General features: G+C 67.0%; 24 protein-coding genes. 3 read left to right on the forward strand and 21 right to left on the reverse strand.

The annotated features are described in order from the left end of the window. Positions 1-28: 28 nt before the first annotated feature. The 5 genes from hisH to NQ038_RS04700 are packed head-to-tail and all read right to left on the reverse strand — an operon-like array spanning position 29 to position 3,348. Positions 29-637, reverse strand: coding sequence for an imidazole glycerol phosphate synthase subunit HisH (gene hisH / locus NQ038_RS04680; RefSeq protein ID WP_257047531.1), 609 nt, complete (start codon positions 635-637; stop codon positions 29-31). Next, the gene (locus tag NQ038_RS04685; RefSeq protein WP_257047530.1) at positions 634-1,245 is read right to left on the reverse strand and encodes a hypothetical protein; all 612 of its coding nucleotides are present in this window, start codon (positions 1,243-1,245) and stop codon (positions 634-636) included. The genes hisH and NQ038_RS04685 overlap by 4 nt, the downstream gene beginning before the upstream one ends. Further along, positions 1,242-1,847 (reverse strand): imidazoleglycerol-phosphate dehydratase HisB, encoded by a 606-nt coding sequence (gene hisB, locus NQ038_RS04690; protein ID WP_257047529.1) that lies wholly within the window; start codon positions 1,845-1,847, stop codon positions 1,242-1,244. The genes NQ038_RS04685 and hisB overlap by 4 nt, the downstream gene beginning before the upstream one ends. Before the next feature lies 1 nt (position 1,848). Next, positions 1,849-3,003 (reverse strand): histidinol-phosphate transaminase, encoded by a 1,155-nt coding sequence (locus NQ038_RS04695; protein ID WP_257047528.1) that lies wholly within the window; start codon positions 3,001-3,003, stop codon positions 1,849-1,851. Between the two features lie 9 nt (positions 3,004-3,012). Continuing rightward, the gene (locus tag NQ038_RS04700) at positions 3,013-3,348 is read right to left on the reverse strand and encodes a LysM peptidoglycan-binding domain-containing protein (RefSeq protein WP_257047527.1); all 336 of its coding nucleotides are present in this window, start codon (positions 3,346-3,348) and stop codon (positions 3,013-3,015) included. A gap of 254 nt (positions 3,349-3,602) precedes the next feature. Here NQ038_RS04700 and lexA point away from each other — a divergent pair, with 254 nt between their 5' ends. Next, positions 3,603-4,358: a transcriptional repressor LexA gene (gene lexA / locus NQ038_RS04705; RefSeq protein WP_257047526.1), complete on the forward strand. Its 756-nt coding sequence runs from the start codon at positions 3,603-3,605 to the stop codon at positions 4,356-4,358. 54 nt (positions 4,359-4,412) lie between these two features. On the opposite strand, the gene NQ038_RS04710 is transcribed toward lexA, so the two are convergent. Continuing rightward, on the reverse strand, positions 4,413-6,401 hold the full coding sequence (locus NQ038_RS04710) for an ATP-dependent DNA helicase (protein WP_257047524.1): 1,989 nt from the start codon (positions 6,399-6,401) through the stop codon (positions 4,413-4,415). A 4-nt stretch (positions 6,402-6,405) separates the two neighbouring features. Continuing rightward, positions 6,406-7,884, reverse strand: coding sequence for a GTPase HflX (gene hflX, locus NQ038_RS04715; RefSeq protein ID WP_257047522.1), 1,479 nt, complete (start codon positions 7,882-7,884; stop codon positions 6,406-6,408). 284 nt (positions 7,885-8,168) lie between these two features. Here hflX and NQ038_RS04720 point away from each other — a divergent pair, with 284 nt between their 5' ends. After that, the gene (locus NQ038_RS04720; protein WP_257061935.1) at positions 8,169-9,365 is read left to right on the forward strand and encodes an IS110 family transposase; all 1,197 of its coding nucleotides are present in this window, start codon (positions 8,169-8,171) and stop codon (positions 9,363-9,365) included. Between the two features lie 89 nt (positions 9,366-9,454). Continuing rightward, the gene (locus NQ038_RS04725; protein WP_257047521.1) at positions 9,455-10,066 is read left to right on the forward strand and encodes a class I SAM-dependent methyltransferase; all 612 of its coding nucleotides are present in this window, start codon (positions 9,455-9,457) and stop codon (positions 10,064-10,066) included. 23 nt (positions 10,067-10,089) lie between these two features. Here the strand turns inward: NQ038_RS04725 and dapF are convergent, their stop codons facing one another. The 14 genes from dapF to NQ038_RS04795 all read right to left on the reverse strand — a co-directional run bounded on the left by dapF (position 10,090) and on the right by NQ038_RS04795 (position 26,795). After that, on the reverse strand, positions 10,090-11,034 hold the full coding sequence (dapF, locus tag NQ038_RS04730; RefSeq protein ID WP_257057601.1) for a diaminopimelate epimerase: 945 nt from the start codon (positions 11,032-11,034) through the stop codon (positions 10,090-10,092). Positions 11,035-11,056: 22 nt separating this feature from the next. Next, positions 11,057-12,007: a tRNA (adenosine(37)-N6)-dimethylallyltransferase MiaA gene (gene miaA, locus NQ038_RS04735; RefSeq protein ID WP_257047517.1), complete on the reverse strand. Its 951-nt coding sequence runs from the start codon at positions 12,005-12,007 to the stop codon at positions 11,057-11,059. Then, complete coding sequence (locus NQ038_RS04740; RefSeq protein WP_257047516.1) at positions 12,004-12,777, reverse strand: hypothetical protein; 774 nt, start codon at positions 12,775-12,777, stop codon at positions 12,004-12,006. Before NQ038_RS04740 ends, miaA begins: the two co-directional genes overlap by 4 nt. A gap of 1 nt (position 12,778) precedes the next feature. Next, positions 12,779-14,257, reverse strand: coding sequence for a tRNA (N6-isopentenyl adenosine(37)-C2)-methylthiotransferase MiaB (gene miaB, locus NQ038_RS04745; protein WP_257047515.1), 1,479 nt, complete (start codon positions 14,255-14,257; stop codon positions 12,779-12,781). A gap of 60 nt (positions 14,258-14,317) precedes the next feature. Continuing rightward, positions 14,318-14,944 (reverse strand): regulatory protein RecX, encoded by a 627-nt coding sequence (locus NQ038_RS04750; RefSeq protein WP_257047514.1) that lies wholly within the window; start codon positions 14,942-14,944, stop codon positions 14,318-14,320. Then, a complete protein-coding gene (recA, locus tag NQ038_RS04755) occupies positions 14,937-16,142 on the reverse strand; it encodes a recombinase RecA (RefSeq protein ID WP_257047513.1) in 1,206 nt (401 codons plus the stop codon). Before recA ends, NQ038_RS04750 begins: the two co-directional genes overlap by 8 nt. A gap of 397 nt (positions 16,143-16,539) precedes the next feature. Then, entirely contained in the window at positions 16,540-16,812 is a 273-nt protein-coding gene (locus NQ038_RS04760; RefSeq protein WP_306427744.1) for a DUF3046 domain-containing protein, read from the reverse strand. Further along, a complete protein-coding gene (locus tag NQ038_RS04765) occupies positions 16,772-17,089 on the reverse strand; it encodes a helix-turn-helix domain-containing protein (protein ID WP_257047509.1) in 318 nt (105 codons plus the stop codon). The genes NQ038_RS04760 and NQ038_RS04765 overlap by 41 nt, the downstream gene beginning before the upstream one ends. Positions 17,090-17,275: 186 nt before the next feature. After that, on the reverse strand, positions 17,276-17,752 hold the full coding sequence (locus NQ038_RS04770; protein WP_257047507.1) for a CinA family protein: 477 nt from the start codon (positions 17,750-17,752) through the stop codon (positions 17,276-17,278). Beyond that, the gene (pgsA, locus tag NQ038_RS04775) at positions 17,742-18,383 is read right to left on the reverse strand and encodes a CDP-diacylglycerol--glycerol-3-phosphate 3-phosphatidyltransferase (protein ID WP_257047566.1); all 642 of its coding nucleotides are present in this window, start codon (positions 18,381-18,383) and stop codon (positions 17,742-17,744) included. Before pgsA ends, NQ038_RS04770 begins: the two co-directional genes overlap by 11 nt. A gap of 18 nt (positions 18,384-18,401) precedes the next feature. Continuing rightward, on the reverse strand, positions 18,402-21,320 hold the full coding sequence (locus NQ038_RS04780; RefSeq protein WP_373456783.1) for a DNA translocase FtsK: 2,919 nt from the start codon (positions 21,318-21,320) through the stop codon (positions 18,402-18,404). Positions 21,321-21,394: 74 nt separating this feature from the next. Next, positions 21,395-23,533: a pyridoxal-dependent decarboxylase gene (locus tag NQ038_RS04785; protein WP_257047506.1), complete on the reverse strand. Its 2,139-nt coding sequence runs from the start codon at positions 23,531-23,533 to the stop codon at positions 21,395-21,397. Between the two features lie 136 nt (positions 23,534-23,669). Beyond that, the gene (gene aceB / locus NQ038_RS04790) at positions 23,670-25,274 is read right to left on the reverse strand and encodes a malate synthase A (RefSeq protein ID WP_257047505.1); all 1,605 of its coding nucleotides are present in this window, start codon (positions 25,272-25,274) and stop codon (positions 23,670-23,672) included. Between the two features lie 141 nt (positions 25,275-25,415). Then, complete coding sequence (locus NQ038_RS04795; RefSeq protein ID WP_257047504.1) at positions 25,416-26,795, reverse strand: FAD-binding oxidoreductase; 1,380 nt, start codon at positions 26,793-26,795, stop codon at positions 25,416-25,418. Positions 26,796-26,869 lie beyond the last annotated feature (74 nt).

The following is a 26,869-nucleotide window of genomic DNA, read 5'->3' on the forward strand; positions in this document are numbered from 1 at the left end:
AGGCGCCGGCATGCGAGGCCGACGGGGATTAGAAACTTATCAGCCAGTTGCGCAGCAGCCGGGCCCCGGCGTCCGCGGACTTCTCCGGATGGAATTGGGTCGCCCAGGTGGGCCCGTCCTCAACGGCGGCGACGAAGCTCTCGCCATGGGTGGCCATGGAGGCGCAGGTGCCGGGCGGGGGAACATGGGCGGCGTAGGAGTGCACGAAGTAGAAATACTCTTCGGCAAGGCCCGCGAACATCCGGGAGCCGGCCCCGGGAGTCACCCGGGTCCAACCCATATGGGGGATGACGGGGGCCGTGAGCTTTTGGACCGCACCCGGCCACAGGCCGATCCCGGCGGTCTCGACGCCGTGCTCGGTGCCGTGGGAGAACATCACCTGTTCCCCCACGCAGATTCCCAGCGTGGGCCGTCCCTGCGCATGACGGGTACGGATGATCTCCACCCCGTCCACGGCCCTCAGCCCGGCCATCACCGCACTGAAGGCCCCGACTCCGGGGACCAGGAGGCCGTCTGCCTGCGCCGCGCGGGTCCGATCGGCGGTGAGTTCGACCACCGCACCCGCGTGTTCGAGCGCACGGACCGCCGAGCGGACATTGCCCGCTCCGTAGTCGAGGACGACGACATCTGCGCTCATGCGCCGGCCCTCTTCGCCCCGCCGCCGAGCAACCGCCAGACCCGGTACAGGGAGAATCCCAGGACGAGGGCAGCCACCGCCACGGCGGCCCACACCAGGGCACGGCCCGAAAGCGCAACCAGGGCGCCGACGACGACGGCGATCACAGCCAGTAGGGCGACGACGAACCAGAGCAGAGCGGTACGCGCCAGCGATGCCCTGGCCGGGGTCATGGTGGCGGCCGAGGCCTGCATCTTGGTCATCGTCGAGGTGTCGATATGGCCCTCGACCTCGGTGGGCGCTGTCTGTTCGAGCAGCAGGGCCTCGACGATTCCCGGCAGGTTCGTCAGGGCCAAGCCGGCCGGCACATCGGACTCGCGCTTGCCATTGCGATAGTGGCCGGCATCGATCTGTTCCTCGCTGCGCACCAGCATGAGCACCTCGTGCTCACCGGCCAGGCGCGAGATCGTCGTGGCGATCTCGTCGGCCCCGGCGGCCGTGACGTCGTCGCGGGACAGAGCGGTGAATTCTCCGACGGGCACGACGTCACCGTGGATGTTCGACAGGACCAGGGCCGCAGCCAGCTGGTCCGCGCGTCCGAAGGGGGTGACGATCAGGGTACGGCTCACAGGGCTCCTTTGGTACTGGGAATCGCGCTGCCCATCCGCGGATCGGGTTCGACCGCCTGGCGCAGAGCGCGGGCGAAGGCCTTGAATTGGGCTTCGACGATATGGTGCGGATCGCGGCCGTCCAACAGGGTCAGGTGGACCGTCATACCGGCTGCGAAGGTCAGCGATTCGAGGGCATGGCGCGTCATCGACCCGGTGAAGTGCCCGCCGATCAGGTGGTACTGCTGCCCCTCCGGCTCACCCGTGTGAACGAAGTAGGGCCTGCCGCTGATATCGACTACGGCGCGCGCCAGCGCTTCGTCCAGCGGTACGTGGGCGTCGCCGTAGCGGCGGATCCCCGCCTTATCCCCCAGCGCCTGGCCGAGTGCCCGGCCGATCACGATCGCGGTGTCCTCGACCGTGTGATGGACATCGATCTGGGTGTCACCGGTCGCGCGCACGCGCAGATCGCACAGTGAGTGTTTGGCCAGTGCATTGAGCATGTGGTCGTAGAACGGCACGCTTGTGTCGATGTCGCCCTGGCCGGTGCCGTCGAGGTCGATCTCGACTTCGACAGTGGATTCGGAGGTGGCCCGCGTGGCGCGGGCGGTGCGGTGGGTCATATCAGTCCTGGGTCTCAGAGGGTGCAGTCAGCAGTTCCGGGTGCGCTGAGACCACGGCCGTCACCGCGGCGATGAAGGCATCCGTTTCCGCTTCGGTCCCCGCGTTGACCCGCAAATGGCCGGGGATGCCGTTGTCACGCACCAGCACTCCACGATCCAACAGGTACTGCCAGAGTCCGTGCGGGTCCGCAATCGATCCGAACAGCAGGAAGTTCGAATCGGAGTCCGCAACGCTGAACCCCAGCCCCAAGAGGGCATCGCGCATCCGGTCGCGACTGGTCTTGAGGGCCTCGACATTGGCCAGCAGGGAATCCGCATGATCCAGCGCGGCTCCGGCTGCGGCCAGGGTCAGCGCGGACAGGTGATAGGGCAGACGGACCAGCTTCAGAGCGTCGATGAGCGCCGGCTGGGCCACGGCATAGCCCAACCGCACACCGGCGAAGGCGAAGGCCTTGCTCATGGTGCGCGAAACGACCAGGCGCGGATACTCGTCCAGCAGGGTCAGCGCGGAGACGAATCCGGGACGTGCGAATTCCGCATAGGCCTCGTCCACGATCACGATGCCGGGCGCCGCGCGCACAATGCGCTCCACCGATTCGATCGGCGTCGAGCCACCCGTGGGGTTGTTCGGAGTGCACACGAAGACGACGTCGGGCCGCTCCCCTTCGATCGCGGCCAGGGCCGCATCGACGTCGATGTGGAAATCCGCGGCGCGCGGTACAGAGAGGAAGGAAGCACCCGTGCCCGTCGTGATGAGCGGGTGCATGGAATAACTCGGGGTGAAGCCCATCGCGGTGCGCCCCGGACCTCCGAACGCCTGCAGGATGTGCGAGAGGACCTCGTTCGATCCGTTGGCCGCCCAGATCCAATCCGGCGTCAGCACGGGATTGCGGTCGGCCGCACCCTGGGTGAGCAGGACCCGATTCAGATATCCGACGAGCTTGCCCCGCAACGCGGTGAAGTCCCGGTCGGGGTAGCGGTTGAGATCGGGCAGGACTTTCGCGATCGCGTCGGACATCGCGGAGACGACGTCTGGCGGCACGCTGTAGGAGTTCTCGTTGACATTGAGTGCGACGGGCACGTCGAGCTGCGGCGCTCCATACGGGGTCTGTCCCCGCAGGTCGTCGCGCAGCGGCAAATCCTGGAGATCGGTCACACGGAAAGTCTAACGCGCAGGCACCTGCAGGCTCTGCCCGGCCCGGATCGCGGAGTCGCGCAGACCATTGAGCCGTTTGATGTCCTCGACCACTATGTCCGTGCGCTGTCCGCCGGAGTGCGTGCGCGCGATCGACCACAGTGACTGGCCTTCCTCGACAGTCACCGTGGTCGTCGCGGGCGGTTCCGGCGCCTGGGCCGAGGCACCCGGTTGCGCCAGGAGGAACACCGGAACCGTGACCACGGAAATGGCCACCAGGACCACCAGCAGACGGACCCGGGTAAGAGCACTCCGATGCGGCGCCGGACGGGTTGTCCGGAATGCCTGTGACACAGCGATACTCATCGTTCCTCCTTTGGTTCGGGTCGCGCGGTGGGAAGTCCCGCGGCTCCTATTCGAACCTGTGTTCTATTGAAGCGCTTAATCGTATATATGTCCAGTCTTTTTTGGAACATTTTTGGAACATATGTGTGAAAATAGAATCGAACGGGGTCCGCAACCGTTGGCGCCTGCTGCAGCACAGCCTTCCAGCAGGCACTGACACGGCTCCTCTGAAGGAAAGTTTTCGCAGGTGAGGGCGATGAGGGACGGGGAATGACATGACAGCTGCACAGCGCCGGCCGCGCGGGCGGCCACGCAACGATAGCGTCGAGGACGAACTGCGCGAATTCCGCGACCGGGCCGGACACGGGGAGACCGGGAGCCAGTCGGCGGCCGCCGACGACCGGCGGCTGACCGCCAGGCAGCGGGTCGTCCTCGAGACCATCGAACAGGCCATCGTCGCCAACGGCTATCCGCCGAGCATGCGGGAGATCGGCGAGGCCTGCGGGCTGGCCTCGCTCTCCAGCGTCGCCCACCAGCTGACCCAGCTCGAACGGCTGGGCTATATCCGCCGCGATCCCAGGCGGCCCAGGGCCCTGGAGGTCGTCAATCCGGCCGAACAGAAGCTGGCCGCGGAAATCCACTCCACCGCGGAGCTCAACACCTCCTTGGTGCCGCTGGTCGGCCGGATCGCAGCCGGTGGCCCGATTACGGCCGAGCAGAACGTCGACGACGTCTTCGCCCTGCCCCGGCAGGTCGTGGGCTCCGGTGAGCTCTTCCTGCTCCAGGTGATCGGCGACTCCATGATCGACGCGGCGATCTGCAATGGGGACTATGTCGTCGTCAGGCGCCAGTCGAATGCCGAGAACGGCCAGATCATCGCGGCACTGCTCGACGATGAGGCCACGGTCAAGACCCTCAAGCGCACCGGCGGCAAGCAGTGGCTGATGCCGCACAACCCGGCGTATGAACCCATCGACGGGGACCACGCCACCATCATGGGCATCGTCACCGCCGTCATCCGCAGCATCTGAGGCGTTCGGCTGCGGGGCGCAGTGCCCGTGGCGCCCTGTTGCCCGGTCTGCGGCTCAGTCGGCTGCCGCGGGCATAGAGCCCAGCCGCTGTAGGGCGCCGCGGACTGTCGCATAGTCGTCGGTCCGCCACAGCGGCGGCAGGCTCTGCAGCAGGAAGCCCCCGTACCTGGCGGTACGCATCCGGCTGTCGAGGATCGCCACCACGCCGCGATCGTCGACGGTGCGGATCAGCCGACCCACGCCCTGGGCAAGTTTGAGCGCGGCCGAGGTCGCGCTGACGGCCATGAAGCCATTGGCCCCGTTGTGTTGGGCCTGCGCTGTCCGCGCCTTCGCCAACGGGTCGTCGGGGCGTGGGAACGGAATCCGGTCGATGACGACCAGTCGGCACGCCTGCCCCGGTACATCGACGCCCTGCCACAGGCTCAGGGTGCCCATCAGACAGGTTTCGTCCTCGGCCGCGAATCTCTTGACCAACTGGCCCAGAGTTTCCTCCCCCTGGAGCAGGATCGGCAGATCCGTATGCGCGCGCAGCGCCTCTGCGGCCTGAGTGGCCGCCAATTTGGAGGAGAACAGGCCCAGCGCCCCGCCGCCGGCGGCCGCGACGAGTTCGACCAGTTCGCTCGTCGCCTCATCGCCGAGTCCAGAGCGGCCCGGTTTGGGCAGGTGTCCCGCGACGTAGAGAATCCCCTGTTTGGGGTAGTCGAAGGGAGAGCCCACATCGATCGCGTCATAGCGCGGGGCATCGGGCCCGACCAGGCCCAGGGAGGCGGCCACCGCTTCGAACTTGCCGCCGAGCGCGAGAGTCGCCGATGTCGCCACCACGGTGGATTCCGCGAACAGCCCCGAGCGCATGGTGCCCGCCACCGACAGAGGTGCCGTGACCAACGAGGTCGTCTCCGTTTCCCGGAATTGATTCCGGGCCACCCAGAGAACGTCGTTATCAGCGTCCAGCGCCATGCGTTCTGCCAGTTCGAAGACTTCCTGCACGCGGGCCTTGGCCATCTTCTTCCCTGCGTCGGCATCATCGTCCGAGCGTTCCTTGTCCCCACCCATCTCCGAGACCAGCGTTCTGGCCTCGTCGCGCACCGCTGCGACTACGGACATAAGGGATTCGGGTTTGCGCAAAAGTAAACCGGTCTCGGATTCCGCCAGGGCCCGTTCGAAGCCGTTGGCCGCGCTGTCGAGCCGGCCGATCAGGGCCTCTGGCACCGTCGAGTGGCGTTTGGCCGAAGCCACCGCCGACTGGACCATGGGCACTGTCAGCGACCCGGTCAGCGCGTTGGTGACCCGATCGCGCAGTTCATGGGCCTCGTCGATGATGACGGCCCCGTGTTCGGGCAGGACCTTGTTCTGGCCGAAGGCGTCTATGGCCAACAGCGCGTGATTGGTCACCACGACGTCGGCGCCGGCGGCCTTGAGCTTGGCCATCTCCGCATAGCACTCGTCGTACAGCGGGCACTTCGAGCCGAGGCAGTCCGCGGCGTTGACGGATACCTGCTGCCAGGTCTTATCGGATACGCCGGGGGTCAGGTCGTCGCGGTCCCCGGTGTCGGTCGTGCGCTCCCAGGAACGGACCCGCGCGACTTCCTCCTCCAGCCGCGACATGCGCGTATTGCCGGACTGGGCTGCGGCGTCCGCACCCAGGTCGAAGAGCATGCCGGCATCGTCTTCGGGGTAGCCGCCGTCGAGCTTGTGCTTGCACACGTAGTTGCGCCGGCCCTTGAGCACCGCGGCAACGGGTTTGCGGCCGAATTCCGCCTTGGTGGCCTTGACCAGGCGGGGTAGGTCACGGTCGATGATCTGGCCCTGCAGCGCCAAGGTCGCTGTGGACACGACGACACGCGAGCCGGTGCGCATCGAGTATTCGACGGCGGGCACGAGATAGCCCAATGATTTGCCCGTGCCCGTGCCCGCCTGCACCAGCAGATGGGTCTCCGTGTCCAAAGCCGAGGCCACGGCCTCGGCCATGGTCTGCTGGCCCGCCCGCGGAGTACCTCCCAGAGCGCCGACGGCCAACCCCAGGAGTTCGGCTACATCCGCCACCCGGTCATTCCCCCTCTGTGTATCCGAAGGGGGCCAGCTCGGCGGCCAGATCATGATTGACCCGGGCGGTCAGGCGAGTGCCGGCTTCCCCGTACTCCTCGTGCTCGACGGTGCCCTGTTCGTGCACGCGCGAGACCAGATCGCCGCGGTCGTAGGGTATCAGCACGTCGACGGCGGTGTCGGGGCGCGGCAGCAGGTCCTCGACCCTGCAGCGCAGTTCCTCGACACCATCACCGGTATAGGCGGAGACCGCCAAAGAGCCACGGTGGGCGGCCAGCAGGCCGGCGAGCACCGCGGGGTCGGCGATATCGGCTTTGTTGAACACGATGAGTTCGGGAATCTGCCCTGTTTCGACATCGGCCAATACGTCGTGCACGGCGCTGATCTGGCTTTCGGGATCCGGATGGGAGGCATCGACGATGTGCAACAGCAGGTCCGAGTCAGCGGCCTCCTCCAGGGTCGACCGGAACGCCTCCACCAACTGTGTGGGCAGGTTGCGCACGAAGCCCACGGTGTCCGTGTAGGTGTACGCGCGCCCGTCGTCTGCCTGCGCCGCGCGGACCGTGGGGTCCAGGGTGGCGAACAGTGCGTTCTGCACCATCACCCCGGCGTTGGTCAGCCGGTTGAGCAGGCTGGATTTGCCGGCGTTGGTGTAGCCGACGATCGCGACCGAGGGAATCCTGTTGCGGTCGCGGTTGGAGCGCTTGGTCGCCCTGGCGGGCTCCATCGCCTTGATCTCCCTGCGCAGTTTCGCCATCCGGGTGCGAATGCGCCGCCTGTCCAGTTCGATCTTGGTCTCACCCGGACCGCGCGAACCGATCCCGGCCCCGCCAGCCACCCGGCCGCCCGCCTGCCGGGACATCGATTCGCCCCAGCCGCGCAACCGCGGCAAAAGGTATTCCATCTGCGCCAGTTCGACCTGTGCCTTGCCCTCCCGGCTCTTGGCGTGCTGGGCGAAGATGTCGAGGATCAGGGCGACCCGGTCGACGACCTTGACCTTGACCACGTCTTCGAGCGCACGCCGTTGGCTGGGGCCAAGCTCCGAATCCACCACGACGGTGTCCGCGCCCACCGCTGCGACGATGTCCGCCAGTTCCTGTGCCTTGCCGCGGCCCAGGAAAGTGCTGGGGTCCGGATTGGCGCGGCGCTGCAGCACTCCGTCGAGGACCGTCGAACCGGCCGTTTCGGCCAGTGCCGCCAGCTCCCGCAGCGATGCCTCCGCCTGGGCGGCGGTTCCGTGCGTCCAGATACCGGCCAGGACGACGCGCTCGAGGCGGATCTCACGGTATTCGACCTCCGTGATGTCCTCGAGTTCGGTCGACAGCCCCGCGACGCGCCGCAGTGCGGTGCGCTCCTCGACCTCCAGCTGGTCGTCGTGGGCGACCAGCCGCTCGTCGGTGAGCGCGGTCCCCGCCCGTGAGAGCACCCGGTCGACGACATCGCGACCGGTGCGGTTCCCGCCGCTGTTCTGGGGTTGGGTCATAAGGCCTCTGCTTCCTTTCGTCTGCGGTGTCCATTGTCCCACAGGCCACTGACGTTGATACTTGTAGGGATGGTTTCCATCCAGGGTGTGACCCAGGCACTGACTGGCCACCACAGTGTGTGCCTTTGCCGTGATCTGCCCACCCGCCAGGGACCGTCGAGTGTCCCGACCGGACGAGCATGACTTCATAGGAGCGCGGTCACTACCCCGTCAACGTCCTGTCTGCCCACCCGGCCGGGATTGCGCTTCCATCACCACCAAGGGACGAAAGGGCACCACCCATCATGCCAACACCACACCGACACGTCTACGCCGGCATCGACACACACGCCGACACACACCACGTCGCCATCATCGACGAGCTCGGCCGCAAACTCGACGACGCCGAGTTCCCCACCACCCCGGCGGGCTATGCCGCGATCCTCGCCTTCATCACCACCCTCGGCACACTGCGCAAGGTCGGGATCGAGGGCACCGCGTCCTACGGTGCCGGCATCACCGCCCACCTCCGCAGTCAGCAGATCGAAGTCCGCGAGATCATCCGCCCGAACCGGCAGGCACGCCGCGGCGGCAAGTCCGACCCGATCGACGCCTACGCCGCAGCCAAGGCCATCGCAGCTGACGACCACGACCGCCTGCCGATCCCGAAACTCCTCGGCGGCGTCATCGCCGGCCTGGCCAACCTCTTATGCGCCTACACCACCGCCGTCAAAGCCCGCACGACTGCGATCGTGCAGATCAAGAACAAACTCGTCACCGCCGACACCGCCTTTCGCCAGGCCCACCGCGGCCTGAACGACAAGACGCTGATCGCCCGACTCGCCGCCACCCGACCGGTGGCGACGGACTACCAGCGCAAGGCATTGCGCACGCTGGCCCGCCGCTATCAGAACCTCACCGGTGAGATCGACGAACTCCTGACCGACATCACCACCGTCGTCGCCGACACCGCGCCGGCACTGGCAGCGGCCAAGGGAATCGGACCGGTCAGCGCGGCGAAACTGTTGGTCACCGCGGGTGAGAACCCCGAGCGCATCCGCAGCAAGGAGGCCTTCGCCGCCTTATGCGGGGTGAGTCCACTGCAGGCGTCTTCCGGGAAGACGAACCGGCACAGGCTCAACCGTGGAGGAAACCGGCAGGCCAATCAGGCACTCCACCAGATCGTGCTCGTGCGCATGTCCAGTGACCCGCGGACACGGGCCTACGTGGCACGTCGGACCGCGGAGGGCAAGAGCAAACGCGAGATCATGCGGTGCCTCAAACGCTACATCGCCAACGAGGTCTACCGGCACATCGTCCGGCCCGAGCCAGTGCCCGCCGTCGACGATCTGAGGCCACTGCGCCAGTCGAAGAAGATCAGCTTGGAGACCGCGGCCGGGCACTTCAACACGTGGCCCACCACGATTTCCTACCTTGAACGCGGTAAACGCCGAGACGATGACTTCGTCATCGCCTACCGTGAATACCTGCTCGCCGCGTAGGCCACCTCGCCATGGTCGATCACCACCACCATGATCACGACCGGGCTTGACAACCTATAGGAGCATCACGGGCCCGGTACGATGAACCGGTGAGCGATCATTACTTCTCCGCCGAGCCGACCTCGGCCTCGCACCCGCGTACCCTCGACGTCCGCCTGGCCGGACACAGCGTGCAGGTGTCGACCGATGCCGGAGTCTTCTCCCCCACCCGACTGGATCAGGGAACGGCAGTGCTGCTCGACGCGCTGCCGATGCCCCCGGCAGGTGAGTTACTGGATCTGGGCTGTGGCTGGGGCCCGATCTCCCTCCATGCCGCTCTGCGAGCGCGCGAGGCCGGGATCGACCTGCGCGTATGGGCCCTCGACGTCAACGAGCGCAGCTTGGGCCTGACCGAAGCCAATGCCCGGGCTCTGGGCCTTTCCGAGGTCAACGCCGTGACCGCCGATCTGATTCCCGCAGAGCTGCGATTCCAGACGATCTGGTCCAATCCGCCGATCCGCGTTGGCAAGGACGTGCTCCACGGACTGCTGCAGACCTGGCTGCCCAGGCTGGTCCCCGGCGGCGAGGCCTGGCTGGTGGTCGCGAAGAAACTGGGGGCCGATTCGCTGCGCTCCTGGATCCAGGACAGCTTCCCCGGATACCGGGTGGAGAAACGCTCGCAGTCCAAGGGCTTCCACGTCATCGTCGTCGTACGCGGCTGATCCCGCTCCCGGCCGGCGGCGCGTCAGCCCTCCAGCCCCGCCTCGCGCAGTAAGCGCCGCGTGGGCCGCAGCACCGCGGTGAGGACCGCGGGGCCCGACAGCGCGACGGTACCGGCTGCGATGTCGATGCGCACGGTACCCCCCGGTTGCTCGACGTACCAGGAACCGGGGGCACCGCTGCCCGCCCAGGTGTGGGCGGCCAGCGCCGCAGCACAGGCCCCCGTCCCGCAGGCGTAGGTCTCCCCCACGCCGCGTTCATTCACCCGCATCCGCAGCCTGGCCACACCGTCGACGGGTTCGCCGGAGATCACGATGTACTCGACATTCGTCCCCGCCGGTGGAACCGGATCGATCACCGGCTGTTCCAGCAGATTCGCCCGGTCCAGTTCGGCTACGCCGGCCAGGGCCAGAACGGTGTGCGGGTTACCCATGTCCACGCTCAGCGCCGGGCGGGTGCCCTGTACCCCGTCGGTGACGACGGTCGAGTCCATTCCGTCCACGGGTGCCAACGGGAAGGCATAAGCGCCCATATCCACGCGGTACCAGCGATCGGCCCCCGGCGCTGCGTCCAGCGGGTTGTCCACCACTGTGACGTGTTTGGTACCGGCCCTGGTCCCCACCGCGAAGCCCGCGGAGGGATCGACCAATCCGTGTTCGACCAGGTAGTGTGCGAACACGCGCACTCCGTTGCCACACATCTCGGCGATCGAACCGTCGGCGTTGCGGTAGTCCATGAACCATACGGCTCCGTCGTCCCCGGCGCCCTTGGCCGCTTGGACGTCCGAGGCCTGGGCCGGACTCGCGGCCAGGCCCGCCGGGTGGATCACACGGATCAGGCCGTCACCGCCGATCCCCGCGCGCCGGTCGGTCAGGACGCGCACCGCGGCGGGGTCCACCGCAATGCCGCCGTCCGGATCGAACAGCAACACGAAGTCGTTCTGGGTTCCATGCCCCTTGGTCAGTTCCATCGTGTGCTCCTTCGCTGCGCTGTCATCGAATCGTGGGCTCCGGGTCCGGACCGTCCCCGGGACCTGCGGCTTCTGCAACGAGCCGCAGGGCGTGCTCCAGCAGCCCCGTGTCCTGTGCGTCCACCCAGGCGATCCGTGGATCCCGGCGGAACCAGGTCTCCTGCCTCCGGGCGAACTGCCGGGTCCGGACCACCGTCGACTCGATGGCCTCGGCCCGGGAGACGGTCCCTGCGAGCAGTTCCATGATCTGTCGGTAACCGATCGCACGGCCGGCCGTTTTACCCTGGGCCAGGCCCTGTGTGAGCAGAGTCCGGACCTCGCCGACCCATCCCGCGTCGAACATCGCCGCGACGCGCGCTGCGATCCGTTCGTGCAAAACGGCGCGCTCTATCCGCAGGCCGATCTGCACTGTCGGCATGGCGTAGGTGTATTCGGGTAGCTGGGCAGAGAACGTCCGGCCGGTCAGCGCCACGACTTCCAGGGCCCGCACGATCCGGCGGGCATCGCCGGCACCGATCCGCCGCGCCGCAGCCGGGTCGACCCGAACCAGTCTGGCGTGCATGGACTGCGTGCCCACCTCCGCGATCTGAGCTTCAAGCCGCGCCCGCAGTGCTGGATCCGTGCCGGGGAACTCCATCACATCGGTGGCCGCACGGACGTACAGGCCCGATCCGCCGACCAGGATGGGCTGTTTGCCGCGCGCTCGGATGTCGGCGATGAGCTCACGGGCCTCCCGTTGGAAGGCACTGACCGATGCTTCCTGGGTCACATCGAGGATGTCGAGCAGGTGATGTGGGATGCCACCGCGGTCCTCCGGCGCCAGTTTGGCGGTCCCGATGTCCATCCCCCGGTAGAACTGCATGGCATCGGAATTGATGATCTCGCCGTCGAGGCGCTGGGCCAGGGCGATGGCCAGATCGGATTTGCCTGTGGCGGTCGCGCCCACGATGTTGATCACCGGCGTCCGGGTCATGCGCGCGCCGCCGTCCAGCTCCCCGTCAGCGTGCCCGAGACCACGGTGACTCCGTCGAGTTCTTCGACCAGCAATTCGGCCGGGCCCGGCTCCCATCGCAGGCCGTGCGCCGCGGTCAGGGAGTGCAATGCGACCACTGCGTCGAGGTCGGCTGCGAACCGCGCCTGGTCCCGGTGCAGGTCTTCCAGGCCCGGCACGTCCCAGGCCCGCAGTGCGGCCAGTACAGCCCGGTCGAACTCCGCGGCGCCCGGCAGCGGCGCCAACGGACCGTCCGGGGTGGAGCGCGCGCTCAGGTCCACCGGCACGATCACGAGTTCCGGGCCGGCGGCGCCGACCGGATCGGTGGAGCCCACTGCCTGCCCGCGTTCGGGCTCCAGGGCGGGCCAGGCCCGCAGTCGTCCGGCCGGGCCCGAGGCGGCTACCAGTTCCGCGACCACGCCCAGTCCGGAATGTGCGGCCAGGCAGGCTCGTCGTTCCTCTTCCTTCAGCCGGGCGCAGGCCGCGCGCCAGGCCGCGCCAACGCAAATGTGCGTGCCCGTGCGCAGATCGACTCCACGGTCGAGTCCATAACCGCCGAGACCCGCCAGAGCGGGCAACCGCCGGGCGGGGAAGGTCAGGGGCGTGGGCCCGGCGAGCAAATCGACCACGCGGGCGCTGAATGCCCGCTGCCGCGTCGTTGCTCCCGGATTGACCCCGGGGACGTAGGCGGGGGCGGTTGGAAGCACGACCAGGCGGGCCGGTGTGCTGTGCTCCAGGAGGGTCCCCGACACGTCAGACGCTGGCCCGAATCGTGGGCATTCCCAGGACCGTCGGCCCCCCTGCGGATGCGCCGGGAGACGGAACGCCGCAGGAATCCGCCTGTGCCAGATCCCAGGCATCGCCCGAAACCGTCTTGCGCAGGTCGAAGGGAGCATCCGCGATCAGGAAGTAGGGTTTGGCCTCTGTGATGTCGGTGGTCACGATATCGCCGGGACGCGGCTGTTCGACCGAGTCCCCACTGGCGACGTGGACCAGCCGGTTGTCGCGGGCCCGCCCGGAGAAGCGGCCGTGCTCGTCCCGCTGGGAGGTCACGAGGACCTCGACCGGGGTGCCGATGAGACGCTTGTTCTCGTCCCAGGCGATCTCGTCCTGCAGGGCGACCAGACGTTCGAAGCGCTCCTGCACAATCGCCTTGGGAACCTGCCCGTCCATGGTGGCGGCCGGAGTACCGGGACGAATCGAGTACTGGAAGGTGAACGCCTGGCTGAACCGGGCGGCGGCCACCACGTCCAGCGTGCCCTGGAAGTCTTCTTCGGTCTCACCTGGGAAGCCCACGATGATGTCGGTGGTGATCGCGGCATGCGGGATGCGGTCCCGGACCCGCTCCAGGATGTTCATGAAACGCTTCGTCCGGTAAGACCTGCGCATCTCCTTGAGCACCCGGTCCGAACCCGACTGCAAGGGCATGTGCAGCTGTGGCATGACCGTGGGGGTTTCGGCCATCGCCTCGATCACGTCATCCGTGAACATGGCCGGGTGCGGGCTGGTGAAGCGGACGCGTTCGATCCCGGGAACCGCACCGACGGCGCGCAGTAGTTTGGCGAAGGCTCCGCGGTCACGGAATTCGCTGCCGTAGGAGTTGACGTTCTGGCCCAGCAGGGTGACCTCGATGACCCCCTGTGCGGCCAGTGCCTCGACCTCTGCCAGGATGTCTCCGGGACGCCGGTCGCGTTCCTTCCCGCGCAGGCTCGGCACGATGCAGAAAGTGCACGTATTGTTGCAGCCCACAGAGATCGACACCCAGCCGGAATGGGTTGATTCGCGCCGGGTCGGCAGAGTCGAGGGGAACACCTCGAGGGATTCCTTGATCTCGACCTGGGCTTCGTGATTGTGGCGGGCACGCTCCAAGAGCACCGGCAGCGCACCCATGTTGTGAGTGCCGAAGACGACGTCGACCCAGGGGGCGCGCTTGACGATCGTATCGCGGTCCTTCTGCGCCATGCAGCCGCCCACGGCGATCTGCAGGCCGGGGTGGGATTCCTTGACTTCCTTGAGTCGGCCCAGGTTGCCGTATAGACGGTTATCGGCGTTCTCCCGCACCGCGCAGGTGTTGAAGACCACGACATCCGCTTGGCCTTCGGAGACCGGACTGTAGCCGGCGTCGTCGAGCAGGCCCGAGATCCGTTCCGAGTCGTGGACATTCATCTGGCACCCATAGGTCTTGACCTCATAGGTGCGCAGGTTGCTCTGGGTTTCGAGTACGTCAGTCATGCTGCCCGTTAGTCTACCGGTCCTTGGCACGTGTTTCGCACCCTTGGCCCCTATGCTCGATTAAGAACCCGGAAAGGACTCCAGTGCCGCCTCCGTCGCCTTGAGACAGGCACCCTGGGCGAAGCCGCGACGGGCCAGCATCCCCAGGATCCGCCGCTTGCGGGTATCGCGCGGCAGGCGCACAGTGGACGCGGCCTTCTTCGCCGCGACTTCGTAGGCCAGGTCGAACTCATCGTCGATGTCCGCGAGTGCGGCGGCGATATGGGAGTCCGCCACTCCCTTATTGCGCAGCTCTCGGCGCAGAGCGCTCTTCGACAGGGCCCTGGACTCGCGTTTCGCCCTGACATACGAGCTCGCGTATTCGGCATCGTCGAGCAGGCCCGCAGACTCCAGCCGCGCGATGAGCTGGTCGACGATGTCAGCCGGGTGCTCCTTGCGCAGCAGTTTGGTGCGCAGGTCGTGAGCGGAGTGGGCCCGGGCCGCCAGCATGTTCATCGCCCGCTTCTTCGCCCGCTTGTATTCCGGATCCTCACTGAGGGCATCGGGGCCGGGTACCGTGCCGGCATCCCTGGCGGCCTGCGCCTGGCCAAGCACCTCGACAGCCCGTTGCAGGGCGGCGACGACGGTGTCCCGTTCGTCACCGCCCTGGCCGGATGGTGTGGTTTCCCGAGCAGAGGGATCAGACATTGCCCACTGCCGGTGCCGCGACCGGCGCCTGGCCCACCGGCTTCGAAACTACCGGCTTCGAGTCCGTGGGCTTCGCTGCGGCGGACTTCGATTCCGGAGTCTTCGCCCCAGCCTTCGGGTCCGCCTTGGCGGCATCCGTGCCGGCGGATTCGGCCTCGTCGGTTTTGATCAGACCCAGTTTCTCCTTGATCTTCGTCTCGATTTCGGCAGCCAGGCTCGGGTTGTTGCGCAGGTAGTTTCGGACGTTCTCCTTACCCTGGCCCAGCTGATCGCCGTTGTAGGTGAACCAGGAGCCGGACTTGCGCACGATTCCGTTGTCAACGCCCATATCGATGATGCTGCCCTCACGGGAGATACCCTGACCATAGATGATGTCGAATTCGGCCTGTTTGAAGGGCGGTGCGACCTTGTTCTTCACAACCTTGACGCGGGTCCGGTTGCCCACCGCATCGCCGGATTCCTTCAGCGTCTCGATCCTGCGGACGTCCAGGCGCACGGAGGCGTAGAACTTCAGCGCCTTACCGCCGGAGGTGGTCTCCGGCGACCCGAAGAACACTCCGACCTTCTCACGCAGCTGGTTGATGAAGATCGCGGTGGTGTTCGACTGGGCCAGGGCACCCGTGATCTTGCGTAGGGCCTGCGACATCAGACGGGCCTGCAGGCCCACATGGGAATCACCCATTTCGCCTTCGATTTCGGCCTTGGGCACCAGGGCTGCGACGGAGTCGATGACGATGACGTCCAGGGCACCGGAGCGGATCAACATGTCCGCGATCTCCAGCGCCTGTTCACCCGTATCCGGCTGCGACACCAGCAGCTGATCCGTGTCGACGCCCAGAGCCTTGGCATAGACCGGGTCCAGCGCGTGTTCCGCGTCGATGAAGGCGGCGATGCCACCGGCGGCCTGGGCACTGGCGACCGCGTGCAGGGCGACCGTGGTCTTACCCGAGGATTCCGGCCCGTAGATCTCCACTACGCGGCCACGCGGCAGGCCGCCCACGCCCAGGGCGATGTCGAGAGCGACCGAACCCGTGGGGATGACTTCCACCGCGGGGCGGTTCTCATCGCCCAGGCGCATGATCGCGCCCTTGCCGAACTGCCTGTCGATCTGTCCCAGCGCCGAGTCCAGCGCCTTGTTCTTGTTGTCCGCCGCTTTGTCGGCGCTGGTGGCCGCTGTGCGGGTGTTCTTGCCTGCCATGGTTCCTCCTTGGTGATTCCCTTATGCCAGAACTCTAGAACCAGGCACTGACACGGGTGTTCCGCCGACGCGAACTGTGGATATGCGGGCGCCGGATAACCATCGAAGGTCACAGGCGCAGTCCATCCCGTTGGCTATTCTAGACCATCATGGGAACATGTGTTCGAAATACTGCCCACCGAAGCCTCTACGCAATGCTCTGCCCACATCCCAGCGGACCGCGGTGGGCGTGATCCACAGGCCTCCGCACGCGGTCACCGTCATTCACCGAGGTAAAGGCGCAGGCCTATGCCCGGGGAGAATGCGCGGGGCCCGGATCCACGACCCGGGCCCGTTTCTTCCTCCCCCAGTGCTCCGCTACCTCGTCCACATAGACGGAACGATCCGAGTATCCGCCTCAGAAGGGGGCGGCGGGGGGCTTGTGATCGATTCCCAGCCTGCGTTCTGCCGGAATCCCTGCGGAATCGCAGACGGCCAGCCAGATCTCCTTGGGCTGGTAGCCGGCGTCGAACGCCTGCTCGGGGGTCAGCGAACCAAGTGGGCTCAAAGCCAGGTCGGCGTGCAACGAAGCGGCACGGATGGAACCGAACTCGTCATTCATCAACTGCCAGTAGACGGCATGGCGCATCTCAGCGCCGTCCCACCAGCTGCTGCTCGCCGGCGAGGACATGGGCCGAGAGTTCGGCCGGAATGGTATCGGGGATGTCGACGCCCTCGCTCAGGGCGACCCGGTCTGCGACCTCGCGCAGCATATGCGACAGAGGCATGTCGAGCGCCCCGCAAATCGAGGCCAGGAGTTCCGAGGACGCTTCTTTCTGACCCCGCTCGATCTCGCTGAGATACCCCAGGGACACGCTGGCCCCGGTCGAAACATCCCGCAGGGTGCGGTGCTGCCGCTGTCGGGCGGCACGCAGAGTGTCGCCGATTTCCGTACGGACAAGTGTCATCGGGCGGCCTCCGTTTTCTATCGATGTTGTCATACGTATGTACTAACCCATAGGATGCGGACTTTGTTCCTTCCAAACTACACGTTCACAGCTCCGGTCACCACCGCCCGGGCCGGGCAAAGCGGAAAACCTGAGCCGAACACACGCAACTTAGAGGTGAATTCCCACGCTGTGCTCATCCCGGATTCAGACCGTGGCCAGCTCACTGTCCACTACCGCCAATAATCGGGAGACGGTCGCCCGGCGGATGGCGTCCCGGTCCCCACTCAGATCCAGGCGAATGGTGCGCACGTCCGTCGGCATCGCCAACCCCAGGTAGACCCGACCGACCGGCTTGCCGTCCTGCGGATCGGGCCCGGCCACACCGGTGCACGAGATCCCGATATCGGCCCCGCACCGGTCCCTGGTACCCGTGGCCATCTGGGCTGCGACCTCGGGGTCGACCGCGCCACGCGCGGCCAGCAGTCCGGCATCAACTCCGGCCAGCACGTGTTTGAGCTCCGTCGCGTAGGTCACCAGCCCACCGCGCAGCACGCGTGAGGCACCCGGCACCTGTGCCAGGGTCGCCGCCACCAGCCCCGCGGTCAGGGACTCGCACGTGGCGATCGTCAGACCTTTCGCGGATGCTGCGGCGATGACGGCCGCGGCGCCCTTATCGATCATCGGCCCCACTCTGTTCCCCCTCTGGCGTCCCGCCCCCGGCGGCCTTCGCATCGCGCACCAGGCGGTAGGCCTGCACGCAGTAGTCCACCCCGGATACCAGGGTCACGACCACAGCCGCGGTCAGCACGATGACGGCCACCACCGTGAAGACCGCGGTCAGCCAGCCCACCTGCAGGGATGCCACCGGCACCAGCAGCAGGTACATGGCCAGGGCCACCGTCTGCAGGACGGTCTTGAGCTTGCCGCCCTTGGAGGCGGGCATGACCGCGTATGTGATGATCGCGAAACGCAGCAGGGTGATTCCGAATTCGCGCACCAGCACCAACACCGGGATGACCCACCACATATCGCCGACGATGGCCAGGCAGATGAAGGCGGCAGCCGTCAGTGCCTTGTCGGCGATCGGGTCGGCGATCTTGCCGAAGTCGGTGATGAGGTTGTATTTGCGGGCCACGTGACCGTCGATCGCATCCGTCACCATGGCCAGCACGAAGACGACGAAAGCCCAGATCCGCCAGATCGGATCGCTACCGCCGTCGTGCAGCAGAACGACGATGAAGATCGGCACCATGATGATGCGCAGAATCGTCAGCGCATTGGGGACGTTCCAGTTACTGGGCTTGGTCTGCATTTCGTTCACGCCTCCAGCCTACCGGCCCGTCAGCTCCCAGGCGTCTTCGCTTTCCCCCTCGACGACTTCCAGGCCCGTTGCCGGATCGATATCGCCCGGTGCCAGGCCGGCGCGGGCGGCGTCCTGTGCCGCATAGGCGTCGGATCCGTACGCATCGTGGCCGACGGACCCACTCGCCCCATGGGAGGCCTGTGGCTGTGGGGCTCCGGGCTCGGCGTGGGCGGCGGCGTCCATTGCATCGTGGATGTCCCCCGCCGCCGGATCGTCGCCCTTGATGTAGGACAGTGTGGCGGGCAGGTCCTCTGGCTTGACCAGCACATCGCGGGCTTTGGAACCCTCCGAGGGCCCGACGATCCCGCGGGACTCCATCAGGTCCATCAGCCGGCCGGCCTTGGCGAAGCCCACGCGCAGCTTTCGCTGGAGCATCGAGGTCGAGCCGAACTGCGAGGTGACGACGAGTTCCGCGGCCTGCAGCAGCAGGTCCATATCGTCGCCGATCTCCTCGTCGATCTGCTTCTTGGGTGCCTCGACCGCCACGTCTTCGCGATAGACCGGTGCCAGCTGGCCCTTGACGTATTCGACGACCTTCTCGATTTCGTCCTCGTTGACCCAAGCGCCCTGCACGCGCATGGGCTTGGCCGCACCCATCGGCAGGAACAGGGCATCGCCCTGGCCGATCAGCTTCTCCGCGCCCGGCTGGTCGAGGACGACGCGCGAGTCGGCCAGGGAGGACGTGGCGAAGGCCAGCCGCGAGGGGACGTTGGCCTTGATCAGACCGGTGACAACGTCCACCGAGGGCCGCTGGGTGGCGAGCACCAGGTGGATGCCCGCGGCGCGCGCCAGCTGCGTGATGCGCTGGATCGAGGCCTCGACATCACGCGGGGCGACCATCATGAGGTCGGCCAATTCGTCCACCACGACCAGCAGATAGGGGTAGGGGTGGAGTTCGCGTTCCGAGCCGGGGGGCGCCTGGATCTTGCCCTCGCGGACCGCGGCGTTGAATTCCTTGACGTGTTTGAAACCGAAGTTCGCCAGGTCGTCGTACCGGGCGTCCATTTCGCGCACGACCCATTCCAGAGCCTCTGCGGCCTTCTTGGGATTCGTGATGATCGGCGTGATGAGGTGTGGGATGCCCTCGTAGATCGTCAGTTCCACGCGCTTCGGGTCGACCAGAATCAGGCGGACCTCGTCCGGAGTGGAGCGCATCATGATCGAGGTGATCATCGAGTTCACAAAGCTCGACTTGCCGGATCCGGTGGCACCGGCGACGAGCAGGTGGGGCATCTTCGCCAGATCCGCAACGACGAACCCGCCCTCGACGTCCTTGCCGACGCCCACCACCAGGGGCTTGTCCGTCTTCCGCGCGGCCTGACTGCGCAGCACATCGCCCAATGCCACGGTTTCCCTGTCCGCATTGGGGATCTCGATGCCGATGGCCTTCTTGCCCGGGATCGGCGAGAGGATGCGCACGTCCGCGCTGGCCACCGCATAGGCGATGTTCTTCGACAGCGCGGTGACCTTCTCCACCTTGGTGCCGGCACCCAGTTCGACCTCATAGCGGGTGACCGTCGGCCCGCGGGAGAAGCCGGTGACGTGCGCGTCGATCTTGAACTGTTCGAAAACCTCGCGCAGCGCGGCCACGACCTTGTCATTGGCCTCCGAGCGTTCCTTGGCGGGAGGACCCGCGATCAGCAGATCCGAAGACGGCAGGGTGTACGTGACGTCCCCGGCCATTTCGAGCTGGGCCACGCGCTGCGGCAGTTCGCCGGCATCCGGCTGGGACTGCTTGTTGACCACCGGCACTTGGGCCTGCGCTGCCGTTTCGGCCTCGTCCATCCCCAGATCGTGTTTGAGCTGGGCACGTTCACGTTCGGCCCTGGTGGGCCGGCGCTGGCCGGGTTTCGGCGCATCCGGGTCCGCCGCCGAGCCGTCCTGAGAATCCGCCTGCTGGTCGTAGACGCCCTGGGGCCGCAGCACGCGGGTCGGCTCATCGTGTTCGGCCACGTGGTCCGTGGGCTGGCCTGCGGCCGCCTGATCGTGCTCTTCTAAGGCCTTGTCGTAGGCCCGGGTGGTTTCGGCCTCGTCGTCCTTCTTCCGCCCGCCGCGCTTCTTGCCCATGGGTTTAAGCGTCGCGGTGCCACGGTTCTGGCCCACCAGGTCCACTTCGGCGCGGCCCTCGTCCTGGTCGTCGAGTACGCGGTTGGCCCCGGTCAGCAAATCGTAGAGGCCGACGATGCGCTGCGGAATCCGGGCCACAGGCGTGCCCGTGATGATGAGCAGGGAGAACAGTCCGATGAGCACCAGCAGCGGCACCGTCACATAGACGGTGGTGGTGGCGACCAGGGGCGAGGACACGATGTAGCCCAGCGCGCCGCCCCCATTGGCCATGGCGGCACGCGAGTTGACGAAACTGGGACTGCCCGCGGCGATGTGCGCCAGTCCCGCTGCACACAGCAGGGCGATGAGCAGCCCGATGAGGATGCGATTGTTCCCGCGCACCCGGTCACCGTGCAGGAACAGCCGGATCGCGTAGCCGACGAAGACGATCGGCAGGACCAGGGCGACGCGCCCGAAGGTGCCCTCGATGACCGCGCGGACTCCGTTGCCAAAGCCCCCTGGGATGTTCCACCATTCGAAGGCCGCCGCGATCACGGCCAGGATGATGAGCAGGAAGCCGGTGCCGTCGCGTCGGATGCCACCGTCGCGCGATTCGTTCTCCCCCATGGATTTACGGGTCCGGTTGCCTGCCATTCGAGCCATTCCCATCCACGCCCCCGCAATGGGATTCACGGTGGCGTTCTGCTTGTCCCCCGAACCGCTGCCGCGCCCGGTACTGCGCGCAGCCCTGGAAGTGGCCGCGGACTTCGCGGTGGCCTTCTTCTTGGACCCGCCGCTCTTGCCACGGCCGGCAGTGGGGGAAGTCCTACTGGTAGCCATGGTTCCATGGTAGGCGGCGGCACGGACACGGCCGGGGATTTCCGCGGGCCTGGCGCGGCAGGTCCCTGTGCGAATCAGACCTCCCGGAGCACCTGCAACAGGGCGGCCGCGTGCTCCTCCGTGGTGTTGGGGTTGACGATGCAGGCGCGCAGCGCGGTCACGGACCTGCCCGCCGCAACCACAGTGGTCTGGGCGATGAAGGCACGGCCCGACCGCTGCACCCGCAGCGCCAGGTCCGCGTTGAGAGCGTCCAGATCTTCTTCGGCCACGCCTGCGGGAGTGTAGCGGAAGCACACGATCGACAGGCCGTGGCCGAACACCTGGAAGTCGGGGGCTGCGACGAGGAGCTCCCGCAGGGCCGAGGCCACAGCCAGGTCGTGACCGATCAGGCTGCGGTACCCGTCCAGTCCGGTCAACTGCAGCTGGGCCCACAGCTTCAATGCGCGGAAGGGCCTGGTCTGTTCCAAGCCGTATTCGGAGAACCAGACGGGTTCATCCGTTGTCGCCTGCGAGCGCAGATAGGGCGGCACCAGGCTATAGGCGTCCCGGGCCCAACTCCCGTCTTTGAACAGCACCATGCCACAGTCCACAGGGGCGTAGAGCCACTTATGGGGATCCAGCGCCAGGCTGTCGGCTTGCGCCATGCCGGCTTTCACACCGTCCAGGTCGTCGAGCAACAGGGCCGCGGGACCGCCATAGGCGCCGTCGACGTGCAACCACACATCATGGGCGCGGGCGATCCGGGCGATCTGATCGAGCGGATCGATCGCACCGGTATTGACGGTGCCGACGCTGGCGACGACGGCCACCGGGGTCAGCCCCGCTGCGATATCGGCCTCGAGCATCCTCGCCAGATGCTCCGGGAGCATCCTGTCCGCGGCGTCGTGGGGTACGCGGGCGATGCAGGAGCGGCCCAGGCCCAGGGCCTCCACAGCCTTGTCCAAGCAGGAGTGCGCCTGCGCTGTGGCGTAGATGCGGGGCGCAAGGCCGGCCACGCCGTCGACGCGGTCGTCCAGACCGATCGCGGCGGCCGCCCGGTGCCGGGCGGCCCCCAGGGCGGTCAGGGTCGCGGCGGAGCCGCCGGAGACCAGTTGTCCCGCTGCCGAGCCGGCGGTTTCCCAGCCGAGCAGTTCGCAGAACCAGCGAATCACCTCGTGTTCCAGGTGCACACCGGCGTGCCGTCCCCCGGCCATGCTGGGATTGAGCGCGGTGGCGATCGCATTCGCAGCGACGCCCATCGGGTGAGCGGGGGAATTGACCCAGGCGAAGAACATCGGGTGCCCGTTGCCGAAGGGGTAGGGCATCACCTGCTCGGCAATGTCTGCCAGCACACTGCGCACATCGCTTCCGGCCACCGGAACGGGCGAGGTTGCGAAGGTCGTCAGCAGATGTTCCGGCAGTGATCCGGTGACCGGGCCGGTCACCGTGTCCGCCAATACCCGGGAGGCGAGTTCGGCCGCCCGCGACAGCAGAGCCCGCTCGGCCTCCGGCGTCCAGTCCCAGCCCGGTACTGCGGGATCGGCCCGGCACACGATCGTCCCCGCACCGGGTTCCCGTTCGGACGGAACGGCACCCGGCGCGGGGACGGGGTCAGCACCCTGGACAACCGCCCCGGCCCGCGGCTCGTGCGCCCGGTCCGGACCGATGGCGTCCATCACCAGGTAGTAGGTGCACGGTACGGACGCGTCGTTGCGGAAGGCGTGGACGCGGGCTCCGCCGAAGTAGATGCTGTCGCCCGCTGCCAATCGGTAGTCCCGTCCGTCGAGGCTCAGGGTGAGCACACCCGATTCCACTGCGACGTATTCCCGGCTGCCGCGCATGTGTGGATCGTAGGCACCCGCGTCCACACCGGCGGCGATTTCCACGCGCATGAACTCGAATTCGACGCCGGCCAGATTCGGATTGAGGACGGTTCTGGACCAGGAACCTTCATCGAGCCGGGCCTGCTCGTCCTGGCGGCGGACGATGATGGCGTCATCGTCACCCGCCTCGCCGGCTACCAGGCGGCCCAGCCCGGTACCCAGGGCTGTAGCCAGGCGGTCCAGCGTGAGGATGGTGGGAACGCGTCCCCCGCGTTCGACCTCGGAGACCATACTGCGACTGACTCCGCTGCGCCGCGCCAGGTCCTGTACCGTCAGCCCCTTGGCCCGCCTGATGTCGCGCAGCCGGGGTCCAAGGGCTCGCGGGTCAACATTTCCTTTGATCTCCACCATGGATTCCACTATAGTGGATACTCCTACAAGGAGCCACCACACGCAGAACCGGCCGAGGCCGCACCCGGTGGGCGCGGCCTCGGCCGGAGATTCCCGCAGGCCGCGTGTACCAGCCCTGCCCGCGGCGACGATCCACTCAGTCCAGCAGTTCGTATGCCGGCAGGGTCAGGAAGTCGTAGTAGACCTCGGCGGTGGCCATGGCAACGAACAGTTCGGTGGCCCGGGCGAACGACTCGGGCCCGCCGGGCAGTCCCGCGGTCTCCTCGGCGACCAGCCGGTCGACCAGTTCCCGGGTCACGGTGGCGCCCGTATCGGCCAGGGTGACTTCGAACTTCAGCCACTGCCACACCTGGGTTCGGCTGATCTCCGCGGTCGCGGCGTCCTCCATCAGATTGTGAATCGCCGCAGCACCGTTGCCGTTCAGCCAGGACTGAACGTACTGGATGCCCACGTTGATGTTCGCCCGCAGGCCGGCCTCCGTGACATCGCCGGGGGTGTCCTTGACGCTGAGCAGCTCGGCCGCGCCCACGCTCACATCCTCGCGCAGCTTGTCGATCTGGTTGGGCTTATCGCCCAGCACCTTCGTGAACTGCTCCTTGCACAGATCGACCATGCCGGGGTGGGCGACCCAGGAGCCGTCGAAGCCGTCGGTGGCCTCACGGGTCTTGTCGCCGGTGACCTTCTCGGTCGCCACCGCGTTGACCTCAGGGTCCTTCGACGGGATCTGCGCGGCCATGCCGCCGATCGCATGCGCCCCGCGCTTATGGCAGGTGCGCACCAGCAGTTCCGTATAGGCGCGCATGAAGGGCACGGTCATGGTCACGAGGTTGCGGTCGGGCAGAATCCAGTCCGTCCCCTTGTTCCGGTGGGTCTTGATGACGGAGAAGATGTAGTCCCAGCGCCCGGCATTGAGTCCGGCGGAGTGCTCACGCAGTTCGTAGAGGAATTCCTCCATCTGGAAGGCCGCAGGGTAGGTCTCGATCAGGCAGGTGGCGCGGATGGTGCCGCGCGGGTTGCCCAGTGCGTCCTCGGCGAAGCTGAAGACGTCATTCCACAGTCGCGCTTCGAGGTAGGACTCCATCTTGGGCAGGTAGTAGTAGACGCCCTGGCCCTTCTCGATCTGGCGCTGTCCGGCGGTGGCGAAGTACAGGGCGAAGTCGACCAGGGAGCCCGATCCCTGTTCCCCGTCGATCAGCATGTGCTTCTCATTCATGTGCCAGCCGCGCGGGCGCACGATGATGGTGGGCAATTCCGCATCGGGGCGCAGGCGGTATTCCTTGCCGGTGTCCGCGGCGGTGAAGTCGATTTCCCGGTTGATGGCGTCGAGCAGGTTGATCTGGCCGCCGACCACCGAATCCCATGCCGGGGTGTTGGCGTCCTCCTGGTCGGCCAGCCAGGCCTTGGCTCCGGAGTTCAGGGCGTTGATCGTCATCTTCTTGTAGGTGGGGCCGGTGACCTCCACCCGACGGTCCTCCAGGCCGGGCGCCGGCGGGGCGACGCGCCACGAGTCATCGGCGCGGACCGCGGCGGTCTCCTCCAGGAAGTCCAGTTCGCCACCGTTGTCCAGGTGTTCCTGGACGGCCCGGCGGGCGGCCAGGCGTTCGGCGCGCGCCGGGGTGAACTTCCGGTGCAGGTCGACGATGAGCTGCAGGGCCACAGGGGTGAGGACCTTGGCGAATTCGGGCTGCAGTTCGGCGGTGATCTCCAGGCCCTGGGGTGGGGTGATGCTCGACGGGGACATTCGGGCTCCTTCGGCTCGATTTCATATCGTGAAATTAAAATCACGCTCAGTGAAACCATAGCAGGCATTGCGTGTCCCGCGCCACACCCCGCGCCACGAGCGGCAGCACGCTGCACACCCGCCGCCCCGATGCCCGAACCCTCAGGAATGCGAGCGCTGCGAGGCGAACACCACCCCTGGATTGAGGATCCCCTGCGGGTCCAGCGCGTCCTTGATCCGCTGATTGAGCTCCATCACGTCCTCGCCCAGATAGTCGGGCAGCCACGGCCGTTTCAGCCGGCCCACCCCGTGTTCTCCGGTGATCGTCCCGCCCAGTTCCATCGCCAGTTCCATCACCTCGCCATAGGCCGCGTGCGCGCGTTCGGTCTGCGCCGCATCCGCCGGATCGAAGACGATGAGCGGATGCGTATTGCCGTCGCCCGCGTGTGCCATCACCGCGATCGTGACATCCCGGTTCTTCGAGATATCGGCCATGCCCAGCACCAGGGCGCGCAGTTCCGGCAGCGGCACGCCCACGTCCTCCAGCAGCACGGTGCCCTGCTTCTCCACACAGGGGATCGCGCCCCGGCGGGCCGCGACGAACATCTCGCCCTCGTCCGGATCCGTGGTGTGCAGGCACTCCGAGGCGCCGAAACCGGTGCACACCCGTTCGATCTGCGCGATTTCGGCGGCCGCGAACTCCGCGGGCTCGTCGGATTGGACCACCAGCATCGCGGCGGCATCACGGTCCAGGCCCATGTGCAGTTCGTCCTCGACCGCGTTGATCGTGACCCGGTCCATGAACTCCAGCATGGAGGGCCGGGCGACCCGTGTGATGTCGAGGATCGCCTGACAGGCGGCGCCCAGATCGGGGAAGGTCGCGACCAGGGTCGAGGGAGCCCGTTGCACGGGCACCAGCTTGAGCACCGCCTCGGTCACAATGCCCAGCGTCCCCTCCGAACCGACGAACAGCTTCGTCAGCGACAGGCCAGCCACGTCCTTGAGCCGGGGACCGCCCAGCTTTACCGCCCGCCCGTCGGCCAGTACCACCGTCATGCCCAGCACGTAATCGGTCGTCACGCCGTACTTCACGCAGCACAGACCACCGGCGTTGGTCGCGATGTTCCCACCGATCGAGCAGAATTCGAAGGACGAGGGGTCCGGCGGATACCACAGGCCCTCCGCGGCCGCCGCGGCCTTGACCTCGGCGTTGAAGGCACCGGGCTGGACGAAGGCGGTACGGGTCAATCGGTCGATCGTGACCTCGCGCATCGCGTCCAGGGAGATCACGATCGCCCCGGTCAGTGCGGTCGACCCGCCCGACAGGCTGGATCCCGCGCCCCGCGGCACGATCGCCACGTCATTGGCCGCAGCCCAGCGCACCGCCGCCTGTACGTCCTCGGTGCACGTGGCCAGCACCACCGCCAGCGGGTGGCCGGCCTGCGGGTCGTTGGCCCGGTCGAACCGGTAGGCCTGGGTCTTCACCGGGTCGGTCAGGACCCGCCCGGGTGGCAGCAGACCGCACAGTTCTTCGAGACTCATGGGACTCCCCCTCATCGATCGTCGTTGATCAGTCCCCCTGATCTTCTCGCACAATCGGTTATGGCGAAATCCAT

Origin of the sequence: Brevibacterium sp. 50QC2O2, assembly GCF_024580675.1 — a bacterium.
Taxonomy (GTDB): domain Bacteria; phylum Actinomycetota; class Actinomycetes; order Actinomycetales; family Brevibacteriaceae; genus Brevibacterium; species Brevibacterium moorei.